16 protein-coding genes are annotated in these 19,603 nt (G+C 69.2%); 10 read left to right on the top strand and 6 right to left on the bottom strand.

The annotated features are described in order from the left end of the window. Nucleotides 1-46: 46 nt before the first annotated feature. Nucleotides 47-2,143, top strand: a complete 2,097-nt coding sequence (locus tag VGT80_RS00775; RefSeq protein WP_327452020.1) for a PQQ-dependent dehydrogenase, methanol/ethanol family — start codon at nt 47-49, stop codon at nt 2,141-2,143. A 12-nt stretch (nt 2,144-2,155) separates the two neighbouring features. On the opposite strand, the gene VGT80_RS00770 is transcribed toward VGT80_RS00775, so the two are convergent. Continuing rightward, nucleotides 2,156-2,752 (bottom strand): alpha-ketoglutarate-dependent dioxygenase AlkB, encoded by a 597-nt coding sequence (locus VGT80_RS00770; protein WP_327452018.1) that lies wholly within the window; start codon nt 2,750-2,752, stop codon nt 2,156-2,158. A gap of 84 nt (nt 2,753-2,836) precedes the next feature. Between VGT80_RS00770 and VGT80_RS00765 the strand changes: the two genes are divergently transcribed. Beyond that, entirely contained in the window at nt 2,837-3,628 is a 792-nt protein-coding gene (locus VGT80_RS00765) for a DUF6065 family protein (RefSeq protein WP_327452016.1), read from the top strand. Between the two features lie 69 nt (nt 3,629-3,697). Here VGT80_RS00765 and VGT80_RS00760 read toward each other — a convergent pair whose 3' ends face one another. Then, entirely contained in the window at nt 3,698-4,474 is a 777-nt protein-coding gene (locus VGT80_RS00760; protein ID WP_327452014.1) for an alpha/beta hydrolase, read from the bottom strand. A gap of 12 nt (nt 4,475-4,486) precedes the next feature. After that, nucleotides 4,487-5,746: an LLM class flavin-dependent oxidoreductase gene (locus tag VGT80_RS00755; protein ID WP_327452012.1), complete on the bottom strand. Its 1,260-nt coding sequence runs from the start codon at nt 5,744-5,746 to the stop codon at nt 4,487-4,489. Nucleotides 5,747-5,915: 169 nt separating this feature from the next. On the opposite strand from VGT80_RS00755, the gene VGT80_RS00750 reads away from it, so the two are divergent. The 4 genes from VGT80_RS00750 (at nt 5,916) to VGT80_RS00735 (ending at nt 10,162) form a co-directional block, all read left to right on the top strand. Continuing rightward, nucleotides 5,916-7,679 (top strand): N-acyl-D-amino-acid deacylase family protein, encoded by a 1,764-nt coding sequence (locus VGT80_RS00750; protein WP_327452010.1) that lies wholly within the window; start codon nt 5,916-5,918, stop codon nt 7,677-7,679. Nucleotides 7,680-7,689: 10 nt separating this feature from the next. Further along, the gene (locus tag VGT80_RS00745) at nt 7,690-8,070 is read left to right on the top strand and encodes a hypothetical protein (protein WP_327452008.1); all 381 of its coding nucleotides are present in this window, start codon (nt 7,690-7,692) and stop codon (nt 8,068-8,070) included. Nucleotides 8,071-8,197: 127 nt separating this feature from the next. Next, a complete protein-coding gene (locus VGT80_RS00740) occupies nt 8,198-8,476 on the top strand; it encodes an usg protein (protein WP_349256588.1) in 279 nt (92 codons plus the stop codon). A gap of 69 nt (nt 8,477-8,545) precedes the next feature. Beyond that, on the top strand, nt 8,546-10,162 hold the full coding sequence (locus VGT80_RS00735; RefSeq protein WP_327452006.1) for a peptide ABC transporter substrate-binding protein: 1,617 nt from the start codon (nt 8,546-8,548) through the stop codon (nt 10,160-10,162). A 29-nt stretch (nt 10,163-10,191) separates the two neighbouring features. Here the strand turns inward: VGT80_RS00735 and VGT80_RS00730 are convergent, their stop codons facing one another. After that, a complete protein-coding gene (locus VGT80_RS00730; RefSeq protein ID WP_327452004.1) occupies nt 10,192-10,500 on the bottom strand; it encodes a glycine zipper 2TM domain-containing protein in 309 nt (102 codons plus the stop codon). A gap of 183 nt (nt 10,501-10,683) precedes the next feature. On the opposite strand from VGT80_RS00730, the gene VGT80_RS00725 reads away from it, so the two are divergent. After that, nucleotides 10,684-10,941, top strand: a complete 258-nt coding sequence (locus VGT80_RS00725) for a GlsB/YeaQ/YmgE family stress response membrane protein (RefSeq protein WP_327452003.1) — start codon at nt 10,684-10,686, stop codon at nt 10,939-10,941. A gap of 90 nt (nt 10,942-11,031) precedes the next feature. On the opposite strand, the gene VGT80_RS00720 is transcribed toward VGT80_RS00725, so the two are convergent. After that, nucleotides 11,032-11,712, bottom strand: a complete 681-nt coding sequence (locus VGT80_RS00720) for a peptidoglycan DD-metalloendopeptidase family protein (RefSeq protein ID WP_327452002.1) — start codon at nt 11,710-11,712, stop codon at nt 11,032-11,034. A gap of 89 nt (nt 11,713-11,801) precedes the next feature. On the opposite strand from VGT80_RS00720, the gene VGT80_RS00715 reads away from it, so the two are divergent. Beyond that, nucleotides 11,802-13,256 carry an energy transducer TonB gene (locus VGT80_RS00715; protein WP_327452000.1) on the top strand — a complete coding sequence of 485 codons (1,455 nt, stop codon included), beginning with the start codon at nt 11,802-11,804 and terminating at the stop codon, nt 13,254-13,256. Here VGT80_RS00715 and tcuA read toward each other — a convergent pair. Beyond that, a complete protein-coding gene (gene tcuA, locus VGT80_RS00710) occupies nt 13,253-14,764 on the bottom strand; it encodes an FAD-dependent tricarballylate dehydrogenase TcuA (protein ID WP_327451999.1) in 1,512 nt (503 codons plus the stop codon). The two genes, VGT80_RS00715 and tcuA, sit on opposite strands and share 4 nt — an antisense overlap. A gap of 54 nt (nt 14,765-14,818) precedes the next feature. On the opposite strand from tcuA, the gene VGT80_RS00705 reads away from it, so the two are divergent. Both VGT80_RS00705 and VGT80_RS00700 read left to right on the top strand, forming a co-directional pair. Beyond that, nucleotides 14,819-17,719 carry a hypothetical protein gene (locus tag VGT80_RS00705; protein WP_327451997.1) on the top strand — a complete coding sequence of 967 codons (2,901 nt, stop codon included), beginning with the start codon at nt 14,819-14,821 and terminating at the stop codon, nt 17,717-17,719. Nucleotides 17,720-17,785: 66 nt separating this feature from the next. Further along, nucleotides 17,786-19,600, top strand: coding sequence for an alkaline phosphatase family protein (locus VGT80_RS00700; protein WP_327451996.1), 1,815 nt, complete (start codon nt 17,786-17,788; stop codon nt 19,598-19,600). The last annotated feature ends 3 nt before the right edge of the window (nt 19,601-19,603 follow it).

Here is a 19,603-nt window from a genome sequence, read left to right as displayed (position 1 = left end):
GGCGGCCGCTGCGGCTACAGTGCCGCAAAGGTACGGGGGAGCGCAGATGAAGGTGCTGATCGGTCTGGCCCTCGCGATGAGCGCGGCGCTGGCGATGGCCGCCAACCAGCCGGTGGACGGGGCGCGGATCGGCGCGGCCGCCAAGGGCGAGTGGCTGAGCCATGGCCGCACCTACGACGAGCAGCGGTTCTCGCCGCTGAGCCAGGTCAACGCGGCGACGGTGGGCAAGCTGGGCCTCGCCTGGTGGGCGCAGTTCGACACCGACCGCGGCCAGGAGGCGACGCCGCTGGTCGCCGACGGCGTGCTCTACACCACCACCGCCTGGTCCAAGGTCTTCGCCTTCGACGCCAAGACCGGCCAGCGCCTCTGGGCCTACGACCCCAAGGTGCCGGGCGAGAAGGGCTTCAACGCCTGTTGCGACGTGGTCAACCGCGGCGTCGCGCTGTGGCGCGACAAGGCCTATCTCGGAGCCCTCGATGGCCGGCTGATCGCGCTCGATCGCAAGACCGGCCGGCCCGTCTGGTCCGTCCAGACCACCGACCCGGACATGCCCTACACGATCACCGGGGCGCCCAGGATCGCCAAGGGCCTGGTGATCATCGGCAATGGCGGGGCCGAATACCCGGTGCGAGGCTACGTCACCGCCTACGATGCGCAGACCGGCAAGCAGGCTTGGCGCTTCTACTTCACGCCCAACCCGACCGGCGCGGCGGATCATGCCGCCTCCGACAAGGTGATGCAGCTGAAGGCCAACGCCACCTGGGGAGCCGGCGCCTGGACCAAGGGCGGCGGCGGCGCCACGGCCTGGGACGCGATCACCTACGACCCCAAGACCGACCTCATCTTCGTGGGCACCGGCAATGCCGGCCCCTGGAACGATCGGATCCGCTCGGCCAAGGGAGACAACCTGTTCGTCACCTCGATCATCGCCCTGAAGCGGTCGACCGGCGCCTATGTCTGGCACTACCAGCCGACGCCGCGCGATGCGTGGGACTATGACGCCGTCCAGCAGCTGATGACCGCCGACCTGAAGATCGGCGGCAAGTCGCGCCACGTGGTCATGCAGGCCGACAAGAACGGCTTCTACTATGTGCTCGACGCGGCCACCGGGAAGGTGATCTCGGCTGAGAAGTTCGTGCCCGTCGACTGGGCCGATCACGTGGACCTCAAGACCGGCCGGCCGGTGGAGCGCCAGGGCGTGCGCTATACTCCCGGCGGCGTGACCGTGCAGTCGCCGGGCGCGCTGGGCGGCCACAACTGGCAGCCCATGGCGATGAACCCCAGGCTCGGCTTGGTCTATATTCCGGCGATGCTGTCGACCGGCGTGTTCGGCGACCCGGATGACTTCCAGTACATTCCCGGCGCCTGGAACACCGGCGAGCCGCGCGGCTCGAAGTCGGGCCCCCACGCGCCGCCGCCGCCGCCCCTGCCCGCGGGGCTGGCCAGGCGGCCGGCCGGCTACGGCGAGCTGATCGCCTGGGATCCGGCGGCCGGCAAGGCCCGCTGGCGCGTGCAGTTCCCGCAGCCCTGGACCGGCGGCGTGCTGGCCACCGATGGCGGCCTGGTGTTCCACGCCGTCGGCCACGAGTTCGCGGCCTATGACGCCGCGAGCGGCAAGAAGCTGTGGACCTACGACACGGTCGCCCCGGCGATTGCCCCGGCCATGAGCTACGCCATCGACGGCGAGCAGTATGTGGCCCTGATGGTCGGCTACGGCGGCGCGGGCGGCATGGGCGGTCTGGAGCCGCGCCGCCTGGGCCGCCTGCTGGTCTTCAAGCTGGGCGCGGCGGCGGCGCCGGCCGCCTATCCGGCGCCGCGCACCTATGCCGACCTCGATTTCACCAAGGCCGAGGCGTCCACCGGCGATGCGGACAAGGGCGACGTGAACTACCGCCGCTATTGCGGCGTCTGCCACGGTGGCGGGGCGTTCCTGCCGAACCTTGCGAAGTCACCGGCCATCCTGCGCAGGCAGACCTTCAAGGCGATCGTCTATGACGGCGCCCTGGCCAGGAACGGCATGCCGCCGTTCAAGCGCTTCATGTCCGAGGCCGAGGTCGAGGACCTGCGGGCCTTCATCCTGTGGAGCGCGCAGCGCCAGGCCGGCGCGCCGGCGCCCGCGGCGGAGCCGGACCACCCGCACTGATCCCGCTTTTCGTCACGCCGGCGCGCCGCCGGCCCTGAAATTGCGGAAGGTGATCGAGTAGCGGAGCTCGGCCACGGGCGGGATCGAGTGCTCCCATTCGGTCCGCGCCGGGCCAGCCAGCAGGTAGGCCGAGCGCGGCGCGAGCCTCAGCGTCAGGCGCTCGAACCCCGTGGCAGTCCGCTTGCGCAGGCGGAATGTGCAGGGCGCCATCAGCGAGACGCCCACCACCTCGGCGAACACCGGCCGGTCGCGATGCCAGCCGATCGGCGCGCCGGGTTCGTATTTGTTGATCAGCACCTGCTGCAGGTCTTCGGGCTTGTGGCCCGCCAGCCCCGCCGCCCGCACGCGCAGCGGCTCGAGCTGTGAGGGCACGTCGTCGGCCTTCAGCAGGTGGCTGCGCGAGAAGTCGTAATGCCAGCCGAACGACACCACCTGACGGCGGCCCTCGAAGCCCTGGAACAGGAACGGCTTGAACGGCAGGGTCTCCAGCCAGGCGGCGAGGTCGCGTTCCTCGGCCGTGGTCACGAATTCGGGCCGATAGACCATGCCCGGCGGCAGGGCGGGCGGGGCCTCGAACAGGCTCGGCTGGTTGGCGGCGGCTCTGGCCATGGCCCATCCTAACGCGCGGTGGGCTTGCCACGATGGCGCCCTTGCAGCGTTGATGCTGGGGCCGTCGCATCGCAAGGTCCCCGCATGCAGCTCGAATGCTTCACCACCCTCGACGATCCGCCGAAGCTCGTGCCCGGCCGCCCCGAACGGCGCTGGATGGACGCCTTCGCCGGCCGCGCGCCCTATCGCTGCCTGCCGCTGACCATGGCCAACACGACCGGATGGGAGATCCTCTGCCCATTCGGCTTCACCGCCGAGTGGAACGGCGGCACGGCGACCTCGGCGATCCGCATCATCCCCGATCCGGACTCCGGCGTGAAGGACCCCTCAGGCTTCGTCATGAGCCACTTCGCCTATGGCACGCTGACCTTCCACACGGGCTACCTGTTCCGCACCGAGCCCGGCTGGGCGGTGCTGGCCGGCGGTCCGCCCAACCATATCAAGCACGGCATCCAGCCGCTGATCGGCCTGGTGGAGACCGACTGGCTGCCCTTCCCCTTCACCATGAACTGGCTGTTCACGGCGCCAAGCCGCGTGCGCTTCGAGAAGGACGAGCCGTTCTGCTTCATCAATGTCGTGGAGCACAACAAGCTGGAGCGCTTCGAACCGGTGCTGAAGACCCTCGACGCCGACCCCGAGCTGAAGACCCAGTACGAGGTGTGGTCCTCGTCGCGCAACGAGTTCAACCAGCAGCTCAAGGACGGCGACCCGGAGGCCCTGAAGCGCTCCTGGCAGAAGTTCTACTTCCGCGGCGAGCGGGTCGAGGGCGGCAAGGTGGAGAGCCATGTCAACAAGCGCCGGCTCAAGACGCCGGAGCCGCAACTCACGCCGTCATCGTCCGCTCGTCCGAAGGACGATGCGGGGGACCCAAGCTGAGTCCGCAGTTCGGAACGGCCGAGTGGGTCACCCGGATCGCTTCGCGACCGTGGGATGACGCAGCTTGGATCACCCCAGTCTCGACACCGCCTCCACCACCGCCGCGGTCTGTTCGACGACGACCATGTGGCCGGCCTCGGGGATGGAGACCAGCTCGGCGCCCTTGATGCCCTTCTTGAAGGCGTGGGCGTAGACCGGCGGGATCAGCCGGTCGGAATCCCCCCAGACCAGCACCGTCCTGGCCTTGATCCGGTAGAGCCGCTGCTGGAGCCCGCGCTCTGGAATGGGAAACAATATGCGCCCGGCCATGCCGAGCTGGCGGGCGTTGGTCACCAGGTACTGCTGCAGGAAACCGGGATCCTCGACATTGCGGCCCGCGGTCATCATCGCCGCCCCGGCCGCTGCATCATGGAACAGTAGCTCCGGCATCTCGTAGGGCATGGTCGAGAACAGGTCCGGGATCGGATGGTCGTCGTCCCAGAGGCCGGCCGGGGCGATCAGCGCCAGGCGCGAGACGTCGTTGGGCGCGACGGCCGCCATCTCGGCCGCGATCATCCCGCCCATCGAGTGTCCGACGAGGATCGGGTCCTTGAGCCCCAGGGCCTCGACCACGTCCCAGCTGTGCAGGGTGAAATCCAGCATGTCGCGGATCTCGGGGCATTCGTCGCTGTCGCCGTAGCCCGGCACCAGGGGCGCGTAGACGTGGTGGCTCTTGGCCAGCGCGGCCAGGAACGGATCCTCCGCCGTGACGCCGCCGGCGCCGTGCAGGAAGACGAGGTCGGGACCCGAGCCGCCTTCGATGTAGCGGACCGGGACGTGTGGGGTCTGGACGGTCTTCAGTTCCATGATCGTCCTCTCCTATTCGGCCGGAATCGGCGCACGCGTCGGCGCGACGGGCAGCGAGCCCGGCGTCACCTGCTTGGCCAGCGGCTTGCACCAAAAGCGGTCGTCGTCGGCATAGTCGGGGAAGATGTTGCGCAGCTTGGGCATCACCTTCTCGGCGAACAGCTTGGTCGAGTACATGCACTTCTCGGCCGGCATGTTCCCCACGTGCATCAGGCAGAACAGGTTGCCGACGTTGAGGCTCTTGGCGAGCTCCTCCAGCCGCTGGCGCACGGTCTCCGGCGAGCCCGCGATCACGTGGCCCTGCTCGGTGAGGTCCTTCCAGGTCAGCTCGGTGAAGCCCTGCGGCCGGCCGTATTGCGAGAGCGCCCCGGTCTGGATGGTCTTGATGGTGCGGTAGCCCGGGGCATCGGCGAAGCCCGGATAGACGTGCAGGCAGCGGTTGTAGAAGTAGTCGATGTGCGGCGCGTAGAGGCGCTCGGCCTCCTCGTCGGTCTCGGCCACGCAGATGGTCTGGGCGAAGCCCGCGCGATAGGGGCTCTTGTCCGGCGCGCCGCGCTCTTCCACCCGCTTCCAGTAGCCGTCCATCAGCGCCTTGGCGCGGATGTAGCCGGTGAAGCTCAGGTATGAGTACGAATAGGTGTTGTCGATACAGAAGTCGTAGGTCTCGACCGAGCCGCCGCCCGGGATGTGCACCGGCGGATGCGGCTGCTGGATAGGCCTGGGCCAGATGTTCACGTGGCGCAGCTTGTTGTAGCGGCCGTTGAAGGCGAACGGGTCGCGCGTCGTCCAGGCCTTGATGATCAACTCATGGGCCTCGGCGTACTTCTCCCGCGTCAGCGAGGGGATCTGGCCGTAGCAGAAGTTGGTGTCCATCGAGGTGCCGACCGGGAAGCCGGCCACCAGCCTGCCGCCCGAGATGCAGTCCAGCATGGCGAACTCTTCGGCCACCCGAACCGGCGGGTTGTAGAGGGCGATGGAGTTGCCCAGCACCACAAGGCCCACGTCCTTGGTGCGGCGGGCCAGGCCGGCGGCGATGATGTTGGGGCTCGGCATGATGCCGTAGCCGTTCTGGTGGTGCTCGTTGACGCCGATGCCGTCGAACCCGAGCGTGCCGGCATATTCCAGCAGGTCCATGTAGGTGTTGTAGACCTCATGGCTCTTCACCGGATCGAACAGACGCTGGTCGATGTCGACCCAGACCGATCGGTTCTTCTCCCGGAAATCGTCCGGCAGATACGGCCACGGCATCAGGTTGAACCAGGTGAACTTCATCGTCGTCTCCTGCCCGCGCCGCCTCTATCCCCGGGCGGTCACTGATCGACGATAACTCATTGCGGGGCGGCGCCAAGCCGACTCGGTCGACGACGCCGCGCGGAAAAACCTCGCCCTTCCCCGACGGCGCCAGGCTATCCTTCGCCAAAGATGTCCTGGGAGGACCGCCGTGCGTGACCTGATCATCCGCAACGGGACCATCGTCGACGGGACGGGCGCCAAGCCCTTCGTCGGCGACATCGCCATCGACGGCGACCGCATCGTCCAGGTGGGCGAGGTCGAGGGCCCCGCGCGCCGCGAGATCGACGCCACGGGGCTCATCGTCACGCCCGGCTGGGTCGACATCCACACCCACTACGACGGCCAGGCGACCTGGGATCCGCTGCTGGCGCCCTCCAGCTGGCACGGGGTGACGACGGCCATCATGGGCAACTGCGGCGTGGGCTTCGCACCCGTTCGGCCCGATGCGCACGACTTCCTGATCGAGCTGATGGAGGGAGTGGAGGACATTCCCGGCTCGGCCCTGCACGAGGGGATCGACTGGACCTGGGAGAGCTTCCCGCAATACCTCGACGCCCTGGAGGCCAAGCCGCGGGTGCTGGATATCGGCACCCATGTGCCGCACGCGCCGGTTCGGGCCTATGTGCTCGGCGACCGCTGCAACACCGACTACGAGCCCAACCGCGAGGAGATCGCCGAGATGGCTCGCCTGGTGCGCGAGGGCGTCGAAGCCGGCGCGCTGGGCTTCTCCACTTCGCGGACCCTGCTGCACAAGGACCTGAAGGGCGTGCACATGCCCGGCACCTTCGCGGGCTCCGACGAGATGCTGGCGCTCGGTCTCTCCATGAAGGGGCTGCAGCACGGCGTCTTCGAGATGGTCTCCGACCATCTGGGCGACGACGACGAGTGGCAGTGGGTCAAGGCCTTCGCCCAGGAGACGGGGCTTCCTGTGACCCTCGTGGCGACCTCGGCCGGCGCCTACGAAGGCAACAAGATGTACAACATCGCCGAGGAGAGCCGCCGCCACGGCATGGACATCCGGCCCCAGATCGCCGGCCGCCCGACGGGCATCCTGCATGGCCTGACCTCCAGCTTCCACGTGTTCCTGGCGAGCCAAACCTGGAAGGAGAAGCTCGCCCACCTGTCGCTGGAAGACCGCCTCGCGGCGATGCAGACGCCCGAGATCCGCGCCGCCCTGCTCTCGGAGGACAGCCCGTTGATCCGCGCGGCCATTGGCGAGGCGCCCACGGACGCAGCGCTGGCGACCGCGCTCGGCGCGTCGAGCCTTCTGTGGCGCATCTTCCCGCTCGGCGAGCGGCCCGACTACGAGCCGGACCGCGAGCAGTCGGTCGCCGGATTGGCCGCGGCCGCCGGCGTCGCCCCGCTGGAGATGATGTACGACCTGCTGCTGCGCGACGGGGGACGTGAGCTGTTCTACCAGCCGCTCGGCGGCTACCAGACCTACAACTTCGACTTCTTCCGCAAGAACATGCAGCACCCCAACGTGCTGTTCGGGCTCTCCGATGGGGGCGCCCACTGCGGCGTCATCGCCGACGCCGGCATGCCGAGCTTCATCCTCACCCATTGGGCGCGCGACCGGACGAAGGGCGAGCAGTTCCCGCTGGAGTTCCTGGTCCGCAAGCTGACCAGCGACACCGCCAAGGCCTATGGCCTGCACGATCGCGGCCAGCTTAAGCCGGGGCTGCTGGCCGACCTGAACGTCATCGACTTCGAGGGTCTGCGGCTGCATCGCCCCGAGGCGGTGCACGACCTGCCGGCCGGCGGCCGGCGGCTGGTGCAGCGGGTGGACGGCTACCGCTATACGGTGAAGTCCGGCCAGGTGACCTTCCAGGACGGGCAGTTCACCGGGGCCCTGCCGGGCTCGCTGGTGCGAGGCGGCCGCGAGGCGGTGATCCTGCAGGCCGCCGAATAGGTCTTGAGCGGTGGCGGCTCGACCGGGCTTCATCGGCTGGTCGCTGGACCGCAGCCAGCGGGAAGACCTGCTGAGGCGCTTCCCGCCGCGCTATGCGGAGGCCGTGGCCGATCACGTGACCTTGAAATTCGGCGATGCGGCGGCGCGACTGCCGACCGAGACCTCGGGGGAGATCGTCGGCCTCGCCGATGATGGCCGCGGCGTCCAGGCCATGGTGGTGCGCATCGGCGGGACTACCGACCGCCCCGACGGCTCGACCTACCACATCACCTGGTCGCTGGCGCCCGGCCGCCGGGCCAAGGAAAGCAACGAGGCGATCGCCGCCCATGGCTGGACGCCGATCGAACCGCCTGTGGCGGTGCAGCTGAAGCCCAGGTCCTACACGACCTGAGCTTGGCAGCAGTCATTCAGCTTGAGTGCTAAGCTCCTGATTTTCAGGAACTATTCAGCGAATCACGCATACGTCTAACTGGCGCGGCGCCCGCGCGGCCCGCGCGTTGGATCAATTGCGCCGAGGTATGCGAATGTTGGCGTCGCCGGAGTTCCGCAAGCAGCTGGAAGGCTACAGCCTCACCACAGCGGAGATCCTCTATCGGATGCCCGATCATCCGAGCCTGCTGCAGAGCTACATCTGGCAGGACTATGACCTGTTCCCCGACTTCCCCGTGCTGAAGAAGTTCCTGGATTTCTGGGAGCGCACGCTGGAGGGCCCGCTGTTCAAGGTGACGGTCGGCCACTGCAAGCTGATCAAGCCGGCGGAGCTGAAGGCGCTGGGCGCGGAGTTCAGGCTGCACTGACCCGACGACCTGCCTCGACATCGCCGGTTTCGCGTGGAGGGATGAGGGCCTCGTGCTGAGGTCCCTGACTTGCGCCGATACCTGATCGCCCTCGTCCCCGCGCTCTCGGCCCTGATGCTCGCCGGCTGCCAGGACAAGCCGCACCGCCCGGCCTGTCCGGCCGGCGCCCAATGCTTCGAGTTCGGCCTCGACGCCGAGCCCGCCACGCTCGATCCGCACCGCGCCAACCTGGTCGAGGAGGCCTGGGTGATTGGCGACCTGATGGAGGGCCTGACCACCGAAGCCGCCGACGGCAGCCCGATCGCGGGCGGCGCCACCGCCTGGGAAACCAGCCCCGACGGCCTGGTCTGGACCTTCCACCTGCGCCACGGCGCGCGCTGGTCCGACGGGACGCCGGTGACGGCCGACGACTATGTCTACGGCCTGCAACGCGTGCTCGATCCGAAAATCGCCTCGATCTACGCCTACCTGGTCTATGTCATCAAAGGCGGCGCGGCGGTCAGCGAGGGCCGCGCGCCGGCGTCCAGCCTGGGGGCCAGGGCGCTCGACCCCTACACCCTGCAACTGACCCTCGAGCACCCGGCGCCCTACCTGCTGGAGCTGACCAAGCACCAGAGCTTCTATCCCGTGCCCAGACATGTGGTGGAGCGGTACGGCGACAACTGGGTCGCGCCCGGGCACTACGTCTCGAACGGCCCTTTCAAGCTGGTCTCCTGGCGCCTGGGCGACCACATCGAGATCACCAAGAACCCGCAGTTCCATGACGCCGCCCACGTCTGTCTGGATCGGGTCGACTATTTCCAGACGCCCGACGCCATCTCCGGCGAACGGCGCGTGCAGAGCGGCGAACTGGACGCCACCAACACCTTCCAGTCCAACCGTATCGACCGGCTGAAGACGGTGATGCCGCGCTACGTCCACACCCATACCGCGCTGGCCACCAGCTACCTGTCGCTCAACACCCGCGGCGTGAAGCCTTTCCAGGACCTGCGCGTGCGCCGGGCCCTGTCGGAAGCCGTCGACCGGGAGTTCATGACCGCCAAGCTGATGCGGGCGGGCCAGCAGCCGGCCTACGCCTTCGTGCCGCCGGGCACGGCCAACTATCCCTTCGGCGTCGGGCTGAGATGGGCCGCCGAGCCGTTCGCCCAGCGCCAGATCGAGGCCCGCGCCTTGCTGGCCCAGGCCGGCTTCACGGCGGCGCACCCGCTAAAGATCGAGATCAAGACCACCACCAACAGCGAGAGCCTGTTGCTCACCGAGGCGATCCAGGCCGACTGGCGCGCCGTCGGCGTCGAGGTCTCCATCGTGCAGAACGACGGGCCCGTGGCCTTCGCCGCCTACGCCGACCGTGATTATCAGGTGGGCTACATGGCCTGGTACGCTGACTTCAACGACCCGCTGACCTTCCTGGGCCTCTTGAAGTCCGACACCGGCGCGCAGAACTACGGCGACTACAAGAACCCGGCCTACGACGCCCTGTTGGCGGCCGCCGACAAGGAGCCGGACGCCGCGCGGCGCGGCCAGATCCTGGCGCGCGCCGAACAGACCATGCTCGATGACGCGGCCATGATCCCAGTCGCCTATACGGTGACCCGCGCGCTGGTGAATCCGCGCGTCAGCGGATGGGTGGACAATCCGGAGAACTTCCACCGCAGCCGCTGGCTGTGCATGGGCCCGGGCCGCTAGCTCCCCGGGGCGCTAGCCTCGTTGCGCGCCTAGTCCCTGCGCCACTCGTAGTGGCAGTGGGTGCTGCCGTTGCTGCGGGCGATCTGGTGGCCCGCCACCGCGCCGACGCCGGCTCCGATCAGGGTGCCGCCGGTCTTGCCGCCCCCGTGGCTGACGGCGTTGCCCAGCAGGCCGCCGGTCACCGCGCCGACCACCGTGCCGGTATTCTTGGCGTGCTGGCTCGCGCCGCAGACCTGCACGCGATGGCGGTGCGGTTGGGCGCTTGCGCTCAGCGGCGCCGCGGCGACGCTGAGCGTGGCCAGGACCAGGGACGCAGAGGCGATCAACTTGTTGCGCAAGGGGGAGTTCTCCTTCGGTTTGCGGGCACACGCTCGGCGGATAGAACCCTCCGCCATGGCTAAGGTTGCTTGCCGCGATCGTCGCTCGGCCAAAACGACGTTCGGAACCTAAGCGGCTCGTCTGGCTTTTTTCGGGCACTCGCCGGCCGCTTCTCACAAAGCCGGCAGCCTGGAGAAAACGCTATGTCAGTTCTTGCCTGGATCGTTCTGGGCCTCATCGCCGGCTTCATCGCCAGCAAGCTTGTGAACAGGACGGGTGGCAATCTGTTGCTCGATCTCGTCCTCGGTGTCGTCGGCGCGTTCGTCGGCGGCTTCCTGTTCACCCGCTTCGGCGCCGCCGGCGTCACGGGCCTGAACATCTATTCGATCCTCGTCGCCATCGTCGGCGCCGTGGTCGTGCTGTTCATCTACCACGCCCTCGTCGGTCGCAGAGCCCTGTAGGCGGCGACCTCCGGCTTCGGTCGGAACGAGATAGTTCGACGACAGTTCGAAAGCCCCGCCATCGCGCGGGGCTTTCTTTTTTCCCGCGCCCTAGTTCATGCCGCTCATGACGCCCGCCCCGCCGGCGCGGGCGAGGATCATGGTCTGGGCGTCGATCTTGCGGCCGCCCTCCACCAGCTCGAGATGGATGTGATCGGTGATGCCGCCGTAACGGGCCTGCAGGCTGTGGGCCGTGCCGATCGGGCGGCCGAGCGCCACGCTGTCGCCGACGCCAACCTGCGGATCGACGTAGAACACCCGCGCCTCCAGGCGCAGGGCCGGGTTCTCGATCTCGACGTACTTGAAGCGCGCATCGCCGGGGTAGGCGTAGCCGATGTGCGACACATAGCCCGAGATCGGGGCCACGACCGCCTGGCCGGCGCGCGAATCGTAGTCGACGCCTTCATGAGGCCGCGAACCGCCATCGCGGCGGGCGTGGAAGAAGCCGTCGCCGAAGGCGTCGTGGCCGCGGGGCGCCTCGCCGGTCGGATTGGCGAAGTCGGGCGCGCCGTCGCCGTCGATGTCGCGGCCCACCCAGGCCGGACCGGAATCGGGTTCGGCCGCCGGCGCCGGCACGGCGGGCGGGGCTTCGACGGCGGTGAGTCGCACGTTCTCGGCCGACAGCGGGGGCGCGGCGAATCCCGTCTGCACGGCGGCGTCGGCGATGCCCAGCGACACCACGGCCAGCCCGAAGCTCAGCGCGATGACGCCCGCGCCGCCGAAGCGGTCCAAGCGCTGCTTTATGAGATGAACAAGCGAAGCTTTTGAGAAGATGTTCAGGTCCATGGCCAGATAAATGGCCGAGGATCGGTGATATATTAATGCGTCATCTCGCCGCTAACGATGACGAGTTCGTTATATACTGTCATCAGTCTGACAATTCGATGTCTTTGTGGCAAAGCTTGACTAAATCTCCGCCGATGGGAGAGTTCGCGACCCTGACCTTGAGAACGGACCTGGCGATGCGCCCTCTCCTGTTCACCGGCCTCCTGTTGGTCCTCGCGAGCGGCGCGGCCGCCGCGGCCGTGAACCCAGACATCCCCGCCGAGGTCATCGGAGGGGCGTCACCCGAGGCCCGGGAAGGCGCGTTCGCCCACCACCCGCAGTCGCGCAATGTGGAGGCCAGAGCGGTGGCCCGTTGCAAGGTGAACGCCGCGGCCGCGGTCTCCGACTGCCAGATCGTCGTCGACACGCCGACCAACTCGGGCCTCGGCCCCGTGCTGCTCGAGGTCGCCCCGCAATACCGCGTGAAGCCTGCGATCCACGCGGGACAGCCCGCGGATGGGCAGGTCCTGATCGAGATGGACACATATCGTTTCGAGAAGCCCGCGGATTGGTTACGCAAACCCACCGCCAGCGACCTGCTGGCGGTCTATCCGGTCGAAGCGTTGCGCGAGGGCCTAGCGGGCCGCGCCCTGATCAGCTGCCTCGCGAGCACCCAGGGCGTGCTGTTCGACTGCTATGTGCAGCGCGAGAGCCCGCCAGGCGTCGGCTTCGGCTCGGCGGCGATCGCGCTGACGCCGCAATTTCTCATGAAGCCGGCGATGCGCGAAGGAAAGCCAGTTGTCTCGGCTGTGCGGATTCCGATCAACTGGGAGAAGAGCGCCCCCGGAAGCGACGGTGGGTTCGGCGCGCGCAAGACGGTGCTTCCAACCCTTGTCTGGCTTGCAGCCCCGGCCTACGCCGACGTGACCGCCGCCTATCCCGTCAAGGCCAGGGCCACCAAGACGGCCGGCCGCGCCACTCTCTACTGCAGCTTTGTCAGTGACGGTCGGCTGACCAACTGCGACGTGATCGCCGAAGAGCCGCGCGGAATGGGCTTTGCGGCCGCGGCGCGCAAGCTGGCGCCGCTGTTTCGAGCTCCGACCGAACTCGGAGACGGCAAGGGGTTGAAGGGAGCCAGCGTACAGCTGCCCTTCACCTTCGATTCCGACATGCTCGCGCCAGGGCGGGCCGCCGTCGGCAAGCCGCAATGGAAGGGGCTCCCGGTCTTCGAGGACGTCCAGACGGCCTTCGCCCACACGCCCAAGAACGTCGGCACGGTTCGCGTAATGCTGAGCTGCGTCGTCCAGCAGGGCGGCTACGTCTCTGACTGCAAGCCAGACTCCGAGGCGCCGTCCGGAAGGGGCTTCGGGGCTGCGGCCGTAGCGCTCGCCGCCAAGTTCCGCCTCAGCACTTGGAGCAACGACGGACTGCCCGTGGTGGGCGGAGCTGTCCGAATCCCGATCCGCTACGAGAGCGACGAGCCGCAACCCGAGCCGCCCGCCAAGCCTTAAGCCCGCACAGCCCGCCCGGCGCTGTCGCCCGCGATCCGGCCGAACACCGCCCCGGCCATCAGGCCCGCGCCCCCCGGATAGTTCTCGTAGAACAGGCCGCCCACCATCTCGCCGGCGGCGTAGAGGCCGGGGATGGGCGCGAGGTCGACGTCCAGAACCTGGGCGTCGGTTGCGATCCGCAGCCCGCCGAAGGTGAAGGTGATGCCGCAGGTGACCGCGTAGGCCTCGAAGGGCGGTTCATCGAGGGTGTTGGCCCAGTTCGACTTGGGAATCTCCAGGCCCTCCGTGCGCCGGCCGTCCTTCACATTGGGATCGAAGGCGATGTCGGTGCGGATCGCGGCGTTGTAGGCCTCAAGCGTGGCCAGCGCCTGCGCCGGGTCGACGTCTTCCAGCTTGGCCACCAGCGCCTCCAGCGTCTGGGCGGTCACCTTGGTCACCTGCTTGATCCGGTACTCGTCACGCAGCAGGTGGGCCACTTTGGCGTCGAACACCTGCCAGGCGAACTGGCGCGGCTGCCTGAGGATCTCGCGGCCGTAGCGGGCATAGGTGTAGTTGCGGAAGTCCGCCCCCTCATCGACGAACCGCTCCCCCCTGGCGTTGAGCATCACCCCGAACGGATAGGAGTGCTTCTGGAAGCCGTCGCCGACAGCCAGGTCGCCGAACTCCGGGGCGTTGCGCTCCCATCCCACCGCATGGCAGCCGGACCAGTTGCCGGTCGGCATGGCCCCGATGTCGAGCGCCATGCGCAGGCCGTCGCCGGTGTTGAACCGCGTGCCGCGCACCTTCGCGAGGTCCCAGCCGGGGCCCAGGTAGCGGGTGCGCCATTCGGTGTTGGCCTGGAAGCCGCCCGCCGCCAGCACCACCGCCTTGGCGGCGATGTCGCGCGTGCGGCCGTCCTGCTTCACGCGCACCCCGTGGACGCCGCCGTCATCGGCGATCAGCGAGATCGCCCGCGCGCCGTAGAGCACCTCCAGCCCTCGTCCGGCTGCGATGCGCGTCCAGCCCTCCACAAGACCCGGCCCGCCGCCCACGGCCTCCACCGTCAGCCCGCCCCAGAACTTGAAGCGGCCATCCACCTTGAAGGCCTGGCGTCCCCAGATGGGCGCGAAGCGGTGGCCCATCTGCGCCATCCACTGCATCGTCGGCTGAGAGCGGGTGACCAGCAGTTCGCAGAGGTCCGGGTCGGTGCGGTACTCGGTGACCCGGCCCATGTCCTCGAAGAACTGGGTTTGCGTATAGGCGCCGAAGTCGGTGGCGGCGACTTCCTGGTCGGTCAGGTCGGGCATCAGGCGGCGCAGGTCGTCCACGCCGTCGTAGGCGAAGCGCATGGCGCCGGCGGTGAAGCGGGTGTTGCCGCCCGACAGCGCCGCGGGCGCGCGTTCCAGCACGGTGACGGCGCAGCCTCGCTCGCCCGCGGCGAGCGCCGCCGCGAAGGCCGCATTGCCGGCGCCCACCACCACCACGTCCGTCATCGCGCCCGCCTCCCGATCCTGCATCAGAGCTTGCACGATTGTCGTCTATTCGGGCTAGCTTCACCGCTCAGCGGGATGGGGAGTATCGCGATGCGGCGGTTGGGTTGGGCGGCGGCCATGGCGGCCGGAATCGTGGCCTGCGCCGGCGTGGCCCAAGGCCAGGGCCTCCAGGCAGGCGAGCCGACGCCCACGGGCTTTGCGATCACGCCCTCCGCCGCGGCGGGCGCGCTGTTCCAGGCGCTGAACCCCGACCTGCCGAGCCTGCCGGGCTTCACCGCCGGCCAGGCCTCGGCCGTGGCGCTGTCACCGGACGGCAAGACCCTGCTGATCCTCACCTCCGGCTTCAACCGCAACCTCGGTCCCGACGGCAAGGCCATTCCCGCCCAGTCGAGCGAATATGTCTTCGTCTATGACGTGAGCGGCGCGGCGCCCGCCAAGCGGCAGGTGATCCAGGTCGCCAACACCTTCCTCGGCATCGGCTGGGCGCCGGCCGGGGACCGCTTCTTCGTTTCCGGCGGCATGGACGACAATGTCCTGGAGTTCACCGGCGGCTCAAGCGGCTTCAAGTCCGGGCGCAGCTTCGCGCTCGGCCACAAGATCGGCCTGGGTCTGTTGGTCAAACCCCAGGCCGCGGGCCTGGCGGTCAGCCCGGACGGCAAGCGGCTGCTGGTCGCCAATATCCAGAACGATTCCGTCAGCCTGATCGATCTGGCGTCGGGGGCCATCTCCGAGCTCGACCTGCGGCCGGGCAAGGGCGCGGCCGGCGGGACCTATCCGCGCGCCGTGTCCTGGGTCTCCAACCGCAAGGCCTATGTGGCCAGCGAGCGCGACCGCGAGATCATCGCGCTTGGCGTCTCCCGCAAAGGCCTCGCCGTCCGGGCCCGCATCCACACCCGCGGCCAGCCAGTGTTCCTGCTGGCCAGCGGCAGGTCGCTGCGGCTCTATGCGGCGCTCGACAACACCGACGCCGTCGCGGTGATCGACCCGATGAGCGACCGGGTGATCGAGGAGATCCCGACCGCCGCGCCGCCGGTGCTGCGCGCCCGCATAGGCCATCTCGGCGGGGCCGGATCCAACAGCCTGGCCCTGTCGGCCGACGCCCGCACCCTCTTGGTCACCAACGGCGGCGAGAACGCCGTGGCCGTCGTGCGCCTGTCGCCCCGGGCGGCCGCCCTGGCCGAGCGCGCGCCGGGCCGCAAGCCGCCCACCCACCGCGGCGGCGACGGCGATGACGACGCCGCCAAGCCCGCCACCCGCTCCGAGGTCGTCGGCCTGATCCCCACCGGCTGGTACCCGACGGGCGTCGCCATCCGCCCGGACGGAGGGCAACTCTATGTGGTCAACGGCAAGTCCAACGCCGGGCCCAATCCCACCGGCTGCCGCAACAACCTCTCGACGGCGAAGGACAACCGATACGCCTGCGGCGCGCGCAACCAGTACGTCTGGCAGCTGGAGAAGGCGGGCTTCCTGACCCTGCCCACGCCGAGCCCGGCGGAGCTTGGCCGACTGACCCGCCAGGTCGCCCGGAACGACCGCTTCCCCGGCGCCCGCGAGGCCGACAAGGGCGAAGCCGTGATGGCCTTCCTGCGCCAGCACATCCATCACGTGATCTACATCGTGAAGGAGAACCGCACCTACGATCAGATCCTGGGCGACCTCGAGGTCGGCGACGGCGATCCGAAGCTGGCGATCTTCGGGCGCGCCATCACCCCCAACCAGCACGCCATCGCCCGCGAGTTCGTCGACCTCGACCGCTTCTTCGATAGTGGCGAGAGCAGCAACACCGGCTGGAACTGGACCACCGCGGCGCGCACCAATGACTGGACCGAGCGCGAGGCGCCGGTGAACTACGCCCAGCGCGGCCTGCAGTACGATCAGGAAGGCGCCAACCGCAACGTCAACGTGGCCCTGGCCACCCTCGCCCAGCGCCGGGCGGCCAACCCGTCGACGCCGAACGACGCCAATGTGCTGCCCGGCGCCGTCGACGTCGCCGCGCCCGATGGACCGGATGGCGCGGCCGGCGCCGGCTACATCTGGGACGGGGCGCTGCGGGCCGGGCTGTCGGTCCGCAACTGGGGCTTCTATGGCGACCTCGTCCGCTACGACAAGGACGCCGGCGCCGCCCAGCTGCCGCTCGACCGCGAGCCCTGGAAGTCCAAGCGCACGGTCTACTACGCCGCCAACCGCTCGCTGCTGGCGATCAGCGACCCCTATTTCCGCGCCTTCGACCAGGCCTTCCCGGACTTCTGGCGCTACCGCGAATGGGAACGCGAGTTCGATGGCTTCATGACCGCCGGGAAGGCGCCCAACCTGATGCTGGTGCGCTTCCCGCACGACCACACTGGATCCTTCGGCCAGGCCATAGATGGCGTGAACACGGTGGAGACCGAGGTCGCCGACAACGACTACGCGGTGGGCATGCTGGTGGAGAAGATCTCCAAGAGCCCGATCGCCAGGGACACCCTGATCTTTGTGGTCGAGGACGACGCCCAGGACGGACCCGACCACGTGGAGGCGCACCGCTCGGTCGCCTTCGTCGCCGGCGCCTACGTGAAGCACGGCGCGGTGATCAGCGCCCGCTACACCACCGTCAACCTGATCCGCACCATGGAGGCGGTGCTGGGGACAGCGCCGCTCGGCCTGAACGACGCCATGGCCGAACCCATGGCCGAGGCGTTCGACATCAAGGGCTCCGGCGACTGGCGCTTCGAGGCCCGCGTCCCGGCCGTGCTGCGCACCACCCGGCTGCCGCTGCCGCCGGCTCGCGAGGCTTGTCTCGCACGGCCGACCCACGACGCGGCCTGGTGGACCGCGGCCATGAAGGGCCAGGACTTCGGCGCCGAGGACCGGCTGGACACCGCCGCCTACAACCGGGCGCTCTGGCGCGGTCTGCGGGGCAATGAGCCCTATCCGGCGGCCCGCAACGGCGCGGACCTGCGGGCGCATCGGGCCGAGCTGTTGGCCAGGGGGACGCACGGGGACTGCGGCTAGCGGCTGCTTTCGAACTGTCACGATCCTGCGCCATGGTGCGGCGCCTGCCGACCATGTGAGATCGCCTTGCCCCTTCGCCGCCTGTTCGCGCTCGCCCTTTCCGCCCTCTCGCTCGCCGGCCCCGCGGCCGCCGCCCGCCCGCACAACCTGATCCTGTTCGTGGCCGACGGCCTGCGCGCGCACATTGTGACGCCGGAAACCGCGCCGGCCATCGCCGCGGTGCGCGCCGAGGGCGTCGATTTCCAGAACAGCCACTCGCTCTATCCGACGGTGACCACGCCCAACGCCTCGGCCATCGCCACCGGCCACCTGCTCGGCGACACCGGCGATTTCGGCAACACCATCTATGTGACCACGCCCCTCGCGGCGCCGGTCTCGTCGGTACTGGCCCCCATCGAGGACGACATCGTCCAGGGGATGCTGAACCAGCGCTACGACGGCGACTATCTCGGCGAGGTGAGTCTGTTGCAGGCCGCCCGCGCCAAGGGTTACGCCACCGCCGTGCTCGGCAAGCTGGGCCCGGTCGGCGTCCAGGACGTGACCAGCCGCGACGGCACGGCCGGCATCGTCATCGACGACGCGACGGGCTGGAACACCGGCGAGGGCGTCGCCTTGCCGCCGGCCATCGTCGCGGCGATCAAGGCCGCCGGCCTGCCGACCCAGGCGCCCGATCGGGGCCTCAACGGCGGCGGCGGGGCCTACAACATGCCCGGCGTCCTGGTGGCCAATGTCGAGCAACAGAACTGGTTCGTGAGCGTCGCCGCCAAGGTGCTGCTGCCGCGCTTCAAGGCGCAGGGTAAGCCCTTCGTGCTGGTGTTCTGGTCGCGCGATCCCGACGGCAGCCAGCACGATCAGGGCGACAGCCTCAACACACTCACGCCCGGCATCAACGGCCCCACCAGCCTGGCCGCCATCCGCAACGCGTCGAACGACCTGCAGGCGCTGCGCGAGGCGGTGGCGCGGCTGGGCCTCGCGGCCGACACCGACATCGTGGTCACCGCCGACCACGGCTTCTCGGTGATGTCGCGGGAGAGCCGAACCAGCGCCTCGGCGCGGACCACCTATCGGGACGTGAAGCCGGGCTTCATCCCGCCGGGCTTCCTCGCCATCGACCTCGCCAAGGCGCTCAAGCTGCCGCTGCACGACGCTGCCGGTCTGCCGGTGGAGGTCGCCGACGGTTTCCATCCCAGGGGCGGCGCTCTGCTCGGCGCCGACCCGAAACATCCCGACGTGGTGGTCGCGCCCAACGGCGGCTCCAACCTGATCTATCTGCCGGGTCCCGACGCCGGCGCGCTCGCCGCGCGCATCGTGCAGGTGCTCACCGAGGAGGACTACACCGGCGGCCTGTTCGTCCGCGACGGCCTCGGGCCGATCCCGGGGACCCTGCCGACCAGCGCGGTGGGGCTGGCGGGCTCGGCGCGCACGCCGGCGCCGGACATCGCCATCAGCTTCGCGAGCTTCGCGACCGGCTGCGCGGATCCGGAGCTGTGCGGCGCCGAGTTCGGCGACAGCGCCCAGCAGCAGGGCCAGGGGACCCACGGCTCCTTCGGCCGCCAGGACACCCACAACTTCATGGCCGCCACCGGCCCCGATTTCCGCAAGGGTTTCGTCGACCCGGCGCCGGTCAGCAACGCCGACTGGGCGCCCACGCTGGCGCGCATCCTCGGCCTCGACATGGCGCCGCGCGGCAAGCTGACGGGCCGGGTCATGGAAGAAGCCCTGGCGGACGGCGCAGCGCCGCCGGCGGCGCGGCGCGTGGTGCTGCGCTCCGAGCCGGCGACCAACGGTTTCATCACCGTGCTCAACGCCCAGACCGCGGCCGGCAAGACCTATTTCGACGCCGCCGGCATGCCCGGCCGGGTGATCGGCCTGGAGCCCTAGCCC

This window comes from Phenylobacterium sp. (genome assembly GCF_035944335.1).
Taxonomy (GTDB): Bacteria; Pseudomonadota; Alphaproteobacteria; order Caulobacterales; family Caulobacteraceae; genus Phenylobacterium.
This window is presented reverse-complemented; position numbering and strand designations above follow the sequence as displayed.

Coding starts and splice junctions, on each gene's coding strand:
- VGT80_RS00760 (WP_327452014.1), bottom strand. CDS start 4,474: ATGGAACTGAAGACCGTCCAGACCCCACACGTCCCGGTCCGCTACATC.
- VGT80_RS00755 (WP_327452012.1), bottom strand. CDS start 5,746: ATGAAGTTCACCTGGTTCAACCTGATGCCGTGGCCGTATCTGCCGGAC.
- VGT80_RS00770 (WP_327452018.1), bottom strand. CDS start 2,752: ATGGCCAGAGCCGCCGCCAACCAGCCGAGCCTGTTCGAGGCCCCGCCC.
- VGT80_RS00775 (WP_327452020.1), top strand. CDS start 47: ATGAAGGTGCTGATCGGTCTGGCCCTCGCGATGAGCGCGGCGCTGGCG.
- VGT80_RS00725 (WP_327452003.1), top strand. CDS start 10,684: ATGTCAGTTCTTGCCTGGATCGTTCTGGGCCTCATCGCCGGCTTCATC.
- VGT80_RS00715 (WP_327452000.1), top strand. CDS start 11,802: ATGCGTCATCTCGCCGCTAACGATGACGAGTTCGTTATATACTGTCAT.
- VGT80_RS00705 (WP_327451997.1), top strand. CDS start 14,819: ATGCGGCGGTTGGGTTGGGCGGCGGCCATGGCGGCCGGAATCGTGGCC.
- VGT80_RS00765 (WP_327452016.1), top strand. CDS start 2,837: ATGCAGCTCGAATGCTTCACCACCCTCGACGATCCGCCGAAGCTCGTG.
- VGT80_RS00740 (WP_349256588.1), top strand. CDS start 8,198: ATGCGAATGTTGGCGTCGCCGGAGTTCCGCAAGCAGCTGGAAGGCTAC.